General features: G+C 53.1%; 5 protein-coding genes and 1 CRISPR repeat array (1 of these 6 only partly in view). Of the genes, 1 reads left to right on the forward strand and 4 read right to left on the reverse strand.

Annotated features, from left to right (window positions below):
- Positions 1–1,880: direct repeats of the CRISPR family, unit length 36 nt; unit sequence GTCGCAGACCTTCCCAGAAGGTAAAGGTGTTGAAAC; it begins 361 nt to the left of the window's first position.
- Positions 1,881–1,946: 66 nt separating this feature from the next.
- On the forward strand, positions 1,947–3,503 hold the full coding sequence (locus tag ACVWXZ_RS11580; protein ID WP_457482536.1) for an RAMP superfamily CRISPR-associated protein: 1,557 nt from the start codon (positions 1,947–1,949) through the stop codon (positions 3,501–3,503).
- 297 nt (positions 3,504–3,800) lie between these two features.
- On the opposite strand, the gene ACVWXZ_RS11585 is transcribed toward ACVWXZ_RS11580, so the two are convergent.
- Genes ACVWXZ_RS11585 through ACVWXZ_RS11600 form a run of 4 tightly spaced genes read right to left on the reverse strand, consistent with a single transcriptional unit; the run spans position 3,801 to position 8,769 of the window.
- Positions 3,801–4,451 carry a Rho termination factor gene (locus ACVWXZ_RS11585; protein WP_414407019.1) on the reverse strand — a complete coding sequence of 217 codons (651 nt, stop codon included), beginning with the start codon at positions 4,449–4,451 and terminating at the stop codon, positions 3,801–3,803.
- Positions 4,444–5,796 (reverse strand): AAA family ATPase, encoded by a 1,353-nt coding sequence (locus ACVWXZ_RS11590; RefSeq protein WP_457482537.1) that lies wholly within the window; start codon positions 5,794–5,796, stop codon positions 4,444–4,446. The genes ACVWXZ_RS11585 and ACVWXZ_RS11590 overlap by 8 nt, the downstream gene beginning before the upstream one ends.
- Before the next feature lie 56 nt (positions 5,797–5,852).
- Entirely contained in the window at positions 5,853–8,060 is a 2,208-nt protein-coding gene (locus ACVWXZ_RS11595; RefSeq protein WP_457482538.1) for a phosphoketolase family protein, read from the reverse strand.
- 34 nt (positions 8,061–8,094) lie between these two features.
- On the reverse strand, positions 8,095–8,769 hold the full coding sequence (locus ACVWXZ_RS11600) for a cysteine hydrolase family protein (RefSeq protein ID WP_457402424.1): 675 nt from the start codon (positions 8,767–8,769) through the stop codon (positions 8,095–8,097).
- Positions 8,770–8,862 lie beyond the last annotated feature (93 nt).

Raw genomic sequence — 8,862 nt, forward strand, 5'->3', positions numbered from 1 at the left:
CACTTGTCGCAGACCTTCCCAGAAGGTAAAGGTGTTGAAACTGCATAGCTTTTAGAAGCACTTTAGCTTGCTCTTCTGAGTCGCAGACCTTCCCAGAAGGTAAAGGTGTTGAAACTGGCGCAGGTACAGGCGCCTACTACCGTAAATGTATAGGCGTCGCAGACCTTCCCAGAAGGTAAAGGTGTTGAAACTGAATATTGCGCGCTCAATGAGGTTACGGAGGATAACGTCGCAGACCTTCCCAGAAGGTAAAGGTGTTGAAACCCGTTTTGGCCTGAGCCCTTAGAACTTTGGTAAGCTCTTGTCGCAGACCTTCCCAGAAGGTAAAGGTGTTGAAACTGCTCGTTGTAGTGCGGCTTGGGCCTGCGCCCGTAGCTGGTCGCAGACCTTCCCAGAAGGTAAAGGTGTTGAAACAGTGCAATTTGTGCAGTCTTCCGGGGCTCTTTGATAGTCGCAGACCTTCCCAGAAGGTAAAGGTGTTGAAACATAGTAGTAGACTGCGTAGTACCGCTCAACACGGCCAGTCGCAGACCTTCCCAGAAGGTAAAGGTGTTGAAACTTTCCGGAATTCCCGTCTAGTAGTCTCTACTAACTCACATTTGTCGCAGACCTTCCCAGAAGGTAAAGGTGTTGAAACGCTCTATTACCCGCTATTCGCTGGGATTACGGCAACGGTCGCAGACCTTCCCAGAAGGTAAAGGTGTTGAAACACCAAGGAAAAGGTAACAGGGGTCAGAGATTTCTGGTCGCAGACCTTCCCAGAAGGTAAAGGTGTTGAAACATTGATGCCGCTAGGCGTTGAGCACGTTAGTAGTCAAAGTCGCAGACCTTCCCAGAAGGTAAAGGTGTTGAAACCCGAAGTTAGCACGGACTTTCGTCCATGCATCGCGGAGTCGCAGACCTTCCCAGAAGGTAAAGGTGTTGAAACTCGTAGCAGTTCTCTGCTACTTCAGCCAACTCGTCCGGGTCGCAGACCTTCCCAGAAGGTAAAGGTGTTGAAACTCTCTGCTGCCCAGATCAAAGCAGCAGCCGCGGCAAGGTCGCAGACCTTCCCAGAAGGTAAAGGTGTTGAAACTTTAGGCTGTCAACGGTCCAACCGTAGTCGGGATCGTCGCAGACCTTCCCAGAAGGTAAAGGTGTTGAAACGTCTACCAGCACTTACACGTCCCCTTAGCCGTCACTAGTCGCAGACCTTCCCAGAAGGTAAAGGTGTTGAAACCCAAGTAGTGTGTAAGGTGCACCCAGTTTAATGGGAGGTCGCAGACCTTCCCAGAAGGTAAAGGTGTTGAAACCAGGCAATAGCCCATTCAGGGCATGGAACCCCATCGAGTCGCAGACCTTCCCAGAAGGTAAAGGTGTTGAAACAAGGAGTAACCGAAGCCTACAAAGGTGCTTTCATTGATGTCGCAGACCTTCCCAGAAGGTAAAGGTGTTGAAACTCGACATTCCAGTACCCAATTGTGCCAAGGAAGAACAGTCGCAGACCTTCCCAGAAGGTAAAGGTGTTGAAACAGGCAAACCTCCAACGGAGCATAGACCCAGAACACTACGATGTCGCAGACCTTCCCAGAAGGTAAAGGTGTTGAAACGCTTAGGTGGGATACGGAGTGTACCAGGATCTCGTAGTCGCAGACCTTCCCAGAAGGTAAAGGTGTTGAAACATTAGTTCCTCATAGGTAGCAAACCAACGACTACGCAGTCGCAGACCTTCCCAGAAGGTAAAGGTGTTGAAACAGCCGGACCCAACATTGACGCTGGTAGTTCCAATAGTGTCGCAGACCTTCCCAGAAGGTAAAGGTGTTGAAACTCCACCGCCTCCTCGGGCCAGTCATTAAACTTTTGGGGTCGCAGACCTTCCCAGAAGGTGAGGGGGCTAAAATGCCCTATGAATTCTAAAAGTCCTCTCGTAGGTTGTCTCAGATTAAAACAATGGAGGATCCTAAACAATGCGCAAACTTTTACCTGCTGAACGTCCCCGCTGGTATGGACTGAAAGAAGATCCCAAACATGTCGATAAAGAATGCGGCTATACCCCCCAAACCTCCGACATTACCGACAGTCGGGCTAATAGAGATATTACGGAAGCCTGGAATGGAAAGCCCTGCTTTGCCCTCAACAAAACTAAAGATCCACGCACAATATCCATCGGCGATCTCAAGCTGATCAGCCCACTACAAATCGGCGGGGGTAGCTTTCCTGAAGGTGGGATCCTTCCAGCCCAAGCAGCCGGAATACCCTGGATCCCTGGCTCAAGTGTGAGAGGATCCTTGTTGCACTATTTGCGGAAACATTGGGACAGGATCCCGGCGAATGAGCAAGCCTTTTGGCGGACGCTACTGAATGAGAATCAAACCGCTTGGCTACCCAGAAAGATCCGGTTTGAGAATCTCTTTTTGGAGAAATCTAACCTCAAGCCTTATCCACTTAACCCTCAGCAACCTTGGCAAGTTTTTAATCAAAGGGATCCAAAGTTGGGCGTACAATGGCAGATCCCTGCCGGAGAAGGCATGAATGCTCCCAAATATGCTCTCAACATCACCCTTAAAGAGATCCCGACCGAAGAGCAGAAAAGCTGGGTTACTCAGCGGATGAAGGAAATGTTGCGCCATCAAGGGCTAGGACGTGGGATCCATGCAGGATTTGGACGGATAGCAGAACGGATCCCTGTGGGGCAATGGACGATAGAATTGCAAGGGATGAAGCCCTGTGTGCAGCAGCATAAAGTTGAGAGCGGTCAGGTGACTCAACAAGGACAATATCGTTGGAGCCCGCAAGTTTTACGGGCCAATCTGCGGGGATGGTTTACTCGTTTGGCCTTGCCTTTGTTGGGAATACAGAACACTGAAAGGCTAACTAACAAAATCTTTGGCGGTTTGGGTTGTCCTGCCGATTTGGTGCTGTGTAGCTACAAAGCCTCGGATCCATTGCCTGCTCTCAGTATTGAGGATGGGTTGGCCAATGGCTACGCCAATATACCTGCCCGTGACGCCCATGAAACCTGGGGGATCCGCGTCGAATGCAATGAGCCATTTCAGCCCTTAGTTGGTGATCTTCTGAACCTTGCCCAACAACTGGGTGGACTTGGCCCTGGCTGGAGAAGACCCCCGCATCAACTCACCAGCTTCCGAGGCTTTCGGGGCAGCCAATTTACCCTCAGAAATGTCAAGCCCTTGCCATTGGCTCCGTTGATCGACAGCCTCAAGGTTCAGATCAGAAGTTTGGCCGGACAATATGGGATCCCGGTTTTAAGTCAGCCTTATCTGGGGACGGGGTGTATCTTCAGCATTTGGGAATCAGAGGATCGCAAGGCTTGGATGGAGATTGTACATGGGGTGTGTAGTACCAAGACCAACCCTCGACCGGATTGGTGTGGCAGCTCAGAGCATCGACCCTCTGGGTATTCTGTTAGGGAACTCAAGGATCGGTGTCGGATTACAGTGCTGGATCCCGATGTGGTGCCAACCTTGAAAGACATAGGGTTTCAACAGGTCTGGAGCGCTTGATCACGGCCCAGGATCCAGGCAATAAGGGGGGGATCCCTGTGGTCAAGATAATACCGGACGGTTTGGGTCAGGTCGATCTCCAAGATGCTGGTGATCGTCCTGTGCATGAGCTCCAGATGGATCCGGTCGTCCTAGGTAAGCAGAGCATACCTGCCATGGAGGCTGTTGTTGAGAGCGGCCAAGGCTGTTTGGGTGGCAGTAGCCATTCAAAGGGAGGCTTGAGGCAGGCATCCCACAGCAAGCGGAGTCGGGCCTCAGTGATGTGGAGAGGAGAATATGTTTTTGAAGGGATCCCTTTCAGCTCTCTCCCTCTGTTTTTTTCCGCGAGCGAGTTGAGGTCGCTTTCTTCGCGCCAGCGGATGCCGCAGATCTCTTGGATGATTTCTTCAGAGTAGGGGGCAACGCTGTAGGAGTTACGAAAAATACTTCCGATAGGGCATCCAGTTTTTTGCCTCGCGTAATTTTGCACCCAAGCTTGGTTATGGGGGTTAAGTCCTGCCACCAACTTCTATCCGCCTCTGCAATCCGGGCAGCTGCAATGGTTACATCGACTCCCTTGAGGGGACTGCTGGGTTGCTCGGCTAGGTATCTTAGCGCAGCCAAGATAGTCTCTCTCGATGTATTGGTCAAATTTACCTTCGGAACAATTTCTTTGGCGAGAATCTGGGCCTGCTTAACCTGCTCTGGATCAGGATCGACAACGATACACCATAGCCTTTCCAGTCCCGCTTCTTGAGCAACTGCATAGACAAAATGGTTACCAATGGCTTTGTACTGATAGTCGCCAGCCTCGACCACCAGCAGAGGAACCCAGTTGTGTCCTCCTGTCGCCCTTAGCTGATCTGCGGCTGCGGCAACAAGGAAGGAGGGAGCAGAAAACCCATCGGCGGGCGTAATGCTCTCAAGGGGTAAGTTAACCAACCTACCTAGATCTGAAAACTCACTCATCGATAAAGTACTCACGGGCAAGACTCTGGTAGTATTCTAAAACTCTCCTGTCCCTAAAGACGGCAGGAATTCGAGCAAAGCTTGCAGAGGATATCACTGCATAGTCAGGTATCCTAAAAATGCTTTTGTTTTCATTACCTCTCTTAAAATGCGGCCAGAAATATGGACGTAGATCTACACTTTTCTCCTGGTTGATAAGCTTATCTATCTCTTCGTTAGCTAGTTTAATAGTGTATTCACTTCCCGAAGAAACGCCGTTGAAAAAGATAGGCAAAGTCCTGGGGCCGCCATCCTGTCGTGACTTAGCAGTTTCTGGAACAAAGCTGGTGATTACTCTAGCAGCATTATTCAGGGAAGACAGATCGTCGGGGCGGGTAGGTATCAAAATAACATCGGCAGCAAAAACACCACTTTGGCTGAAGTAAAGCCATTGAGTTGGGCAGTCGATTAGGATGTAATCATACTCATTGCGAAGAGGGGCAATCAGATCTCGAAGGCGTCGGGTTCCCTTTTGGATATATGCTAGCGACTGGCTGTCGGTCAACGTCTCCAGCTCAGGGTCTCTTGGGATAATGTCGAAGATGGGAAGGGTAGTCTGCTTGCCTTTGAGTCTATATGTTTGGACAATGGCATGGATGTCTATTTTGGGATCCTTTAAACATTGCGTCAGTGTAATTTTTCCAGGAGTGGCTCCCAAACTTCTTGTCAGATCACCCTGAGAATCAAAGTCAACAACTAAGACCTTTTTTCTCTTGGTTGCTAGTGTTGTGGTTGCTAGTGTTGCCGCAAGGTTAATGATCGTCGTTGTTTTGCCTACGCCCCCTTTATTGTTATACACGCATACAGTCAGAGCGCGCTCATAGTTTTCTATCTTGTCTCGCAAGTTACGCACTATGCTCTCAATGTTATCTGAGCTAATATCAAGGTTTGCTGTAGCGGGGTGAACGACTTTTCCGTGCTTCCTCCAAAGCTGGATGTTATTTGCATTGGTGATAATTCCCCATTTTGCAGATTTGCAGTTCTTGGCAAGCAAGTAACTTTCTATCTGACAAACTGCATCTCTATAGCAAGATCCTTCTCTGAGATTAACTGCTCTAGATTTTGCCTCCAAAAGCAAGTAGGGATTCTTCGGGGATCTCAAGAAAATATCTTCAGGATCTCCGTTCTTTCTTGCTGCGAGATCGACCTGGCCGCAACCTGTCTCGAATTCATATCTAATTTCCGAGTCGTCAAAGCCAAGCGCCTGCAGGAGAGGAAAAGCAAAGTGTTGGACAATAACTTGCTCTACCCTCTCGGTGGGAGATATCCTCTCAAGCTTCTCTCGGAGAGAGCTAGCCGCAGTCATAGGAAAAAATAGGAAAAAATAAGGTGGACAATGCTAACCAAGCTAAAAGCTCGCCCTCAGCATAGCAGTTGCTTGGCTCGTTCTGCTAGTGCTTGGGCTGTCAGGCCGTTGTAGTCCATCAATTCGGCGGGGGTGGCGGTGGTTTCCCCGCGTTTCCAGGCAAAAATGTCGCGCGGGCCAGTGTAGCGCAATGTCAGAGGCTCCAACATCAGGCTGGCCCCGCCTGTTACGCCGATGAGGGCCTCGCCGGCAAACCAAGCGGCAAACTCCTGGTCGGACATGAATTCCCCATCTGGCTGGGCACAGGTGGACCAGGCCACGTCGCCGGGGCGATACAGACGGCGGGGGTTAATCACCGAGACGATTTTGCAGCCGATCCCTTGGGCTTGGAGCTGTTCAGCCGCCTCGAACACGGGCAGGAGAATCATATCCCCCACCACGGCAAAGACCACGGTGCGGGATCCAGGAAGTTCCTGAAGGACGGTGCAGCCTTGCTCTACTGCTTGGCGAGCTTGTTCTAGGGTGGTGCGGATGGGCAGGGGGGTTTTGCTGGCGATGATAGGGATCCCTTTGTTGCAGGTGGATAAGGCCCATTCGTAGGCAGCTTGGGCACAGTTGGCATCCGGCGGGAAGAGGGGAAAGATGTTGCCGTTGCGCATCATGGCTGCCAGGTAGGCCTCAATTTCCGGGCGTTGGTGGGTCCAGCCGTTACGCCCCTGTTCCAGAGCGCCGGCAGTGAAGAGGGCAATGGCCGAGGGGGTGGGCCGGCGCAGCTCCGCCATGGCTTGGGTTACCGTCTGCCAGATGGGTAGGCCGTTGACGGCAAAGGACTCGTAGGAGCACCACAGGGAGCGTCCGCCGAAGAGGGCTAGGCCCGCCGTTAGCCCCGCGCAGGCATCTTCGCTCAGGGGTTCGTAGACCTGGCCTTGGGGCTGTTGGTTGTATAAGGGATCCACCGTGGGGTGAATCACCTTGAGACCTTGGTTCACATTGGCGATGCCGGAAGCTTCGTTGCCGTCGGCATTGGCCACCAAAAAGTCGGGATCCTTCTGCCCCACCTGCACCACCAGGGATCCGATGGCAGTGGTGGAAACCTGCTTGTCCCCTAGGGGAAACTCCGTCAGGTTTAGGGATCCCAAAGGCGGCAAAGGCCGAACGAACTCTGTAACCGCCACCTTGGCGGCTGGCCCCCCGGCTGCCCGTTGGCAGTTTTGTCGCACCAGGGCCCAAGCTGCCGGATGTAAGGCCCGCGCCCGCAGAGCCGCCACAATGTCCGGGTGATCCAGAGTGTGGTGGCCGTAGAGGTTGTGGGACTTGGATCCCTTGGCATGTACCCCAGCCCCCTTCAGTTGCTTGAGGATGAAAACCGTTAATTGTCCGCTCAGGGCTGATTGGATGGCTCGCTCCATTTCGATCAGCACCCTTTGGGCAAAGGCAAGGCGGGCTTCTAGGGAAAACTGGGTGCTATCGACATAGGGGCCAGGCTGCTGGGCATCGTCGAAGTCTTTGGCGTCCACCAGAATCACTTCCTCAAAGCCGTTGCCCCGCCAATACTCGGCCATCTGGGCGTTGCTGGCGGTGGAGATCATGCTGTGGTGTTCTTGGCTGTAGCCATTCCAAACCAGTACCGGCAGGAAGTTGGTGCGCTGCGGGAAAGCCGTGTGGAAGTGAATCATGGAGCTCATCACATAGGGCTCTCCCAGGCCGCCATCCCCAATCGTGACCGGGAAGAGGCGATCCGGGTAGAGTAATGCCCCCGCCATGGCAAAGTGCTGCCCCTGCCCCAGCGGCCCAGCCGGCGCCAGCAGCCCGGGAATGTAGCCAGAGAGGTGACCCAACAGCCCTTCCCGCTCTCGAAAACGGGCCCGCAGGTCGGCGACGGTGTGGATGCCCATCTCGGCCAGGGATCCATCCAAGAACATGGCCGCGTAAAAGCCCGGCGCGTGGTGCCCGACTTCGGTGGGGATGTTCTTCTGGCCCAGGTACACCAGAGCGGCATAGGCTTCTGCTTGGCTGGCAAATCCGCCCGGATGGCCTGAGGCTTTGCTGGCGGTCATTTGCAGGGTGAGGTAGCGCAAGGCATCGGCATAGAGCAAGGTTTGGTAGGCGGCCATACGACTGCCGGGATCCCTCAGCTTCCCGGTGCCGGCATCCACTGCAGGGGCCTGGCCCAGGCGGTCAAATTCCGGCCAAGGATCCCCGAAGTACTGGATCCCTTCGCAAAAGGCGGGGACTTGGGCAGTTGCCTCCTGAGCCAGTGTCATCGGTTCAGCCTCACGCTTGTTGGGTTATTCACACTCACTGTAAACCCGATAACGCTTTTTGGATGTTCTGAGCAGAACTCGTCCAGCCGACGATGCCCCCTTGCGCCCGGATCATCTCCAGGGTGGCTTGCTTGAACTCTGGGAAGTAGCTGGCGGTGCAATCTTCCACCAGCAGGCACTCATAGCCGCGGTCATTGGCCTCGCGCATTGTGGTTTGCACGCAGACTTCTGTGGTTACCCCGGTGAACAGCAGGTGGGTGATGCCGCGCTTTTGCAAGATTGCTTGCAGCTCGGTGGCGTAGAAAGCCCCCTTGCCGGGTTTGGGAATGACGATCTCTCCCGCAATCGGGGCAAGCTCAGGGATGATGGCGTTGCCCGGCTCTCCCCGAATCAAAATCCGCCCCATAGGGCCTTCGTCCCCAATGGTCAGGGATCCCTTGCCGCGTTTGCGCTTGCTGGGCGGGCAATCGGAGAGATCTGGCTGATGACCCTCTAGGGTATGAATGACGGTTAAGCCCTTTTGACGAAAAAAGTCCAGCAGCCCCTTCAGGGTGGGCACAATGGATCCCAGTTGGGTGACATCGTTGCCCAACATTTCCCCAAAGCCGCCCGGCTCCAGGAAATCTCGCTGCATATCGATGATCACCAGGGCCAACTGAGACAGGCCGGGAACTTCATACTCGTAGGGCAGGGCTGGGATCCGAACCATAGAGCATGACTCTAGTCAATAATAAGCTCAACTATACTGAAAATAATGTATAATATGTTCAGTACGGATTACTACCAGTTGATCTTTCTGTTT

The sequence above is a fragment of the Thermostichus sp. MS-CIW-38 genome (genome assembly GCF_054058415.1).

Bases quoted from the DNA above. Each gene is read 5' to 3' on its own strand.
- ACVWXZ_RS11600 (WP_457402424.1), bottom strand. From the start codon at position 8,769: ATGGTTCGGATCCCAGCCCTGCCCTACGAGTATGAAGTTCCCGGCCTG.
- ACVWXZ_RS11585 (WP_414407019.1), bottom strand. From the start codon at position 4,451: ATGAGTGAGTTTTCAGATCTAGGTAGGTTGGTTAACTTACCCCTTGAG.
- ACVWXZ_RS11580 (WP_457482536.1), top strand. From the start codon at position 1,947: ATGCGCAAACTTTTACCTGCTGAACGTCCCCGCTGGTATGGACTGAAA.
- ACVWXZ_RS11590 (WP_457482537.1), bottom strand. From the start codon at position 5,796: ATGACTGCGGCTAGCTCTCTCCGAGAGAAGCTTGAGAGGATATCTCCC.
- ACVWXZ_RS11595 (WP_457482538.1), bottom strand. From the start codon at position 8,060: ATGACACTGGCTCAGGAGGCAACTGCCCAAGTCCCCGCCTTTTGCGAA.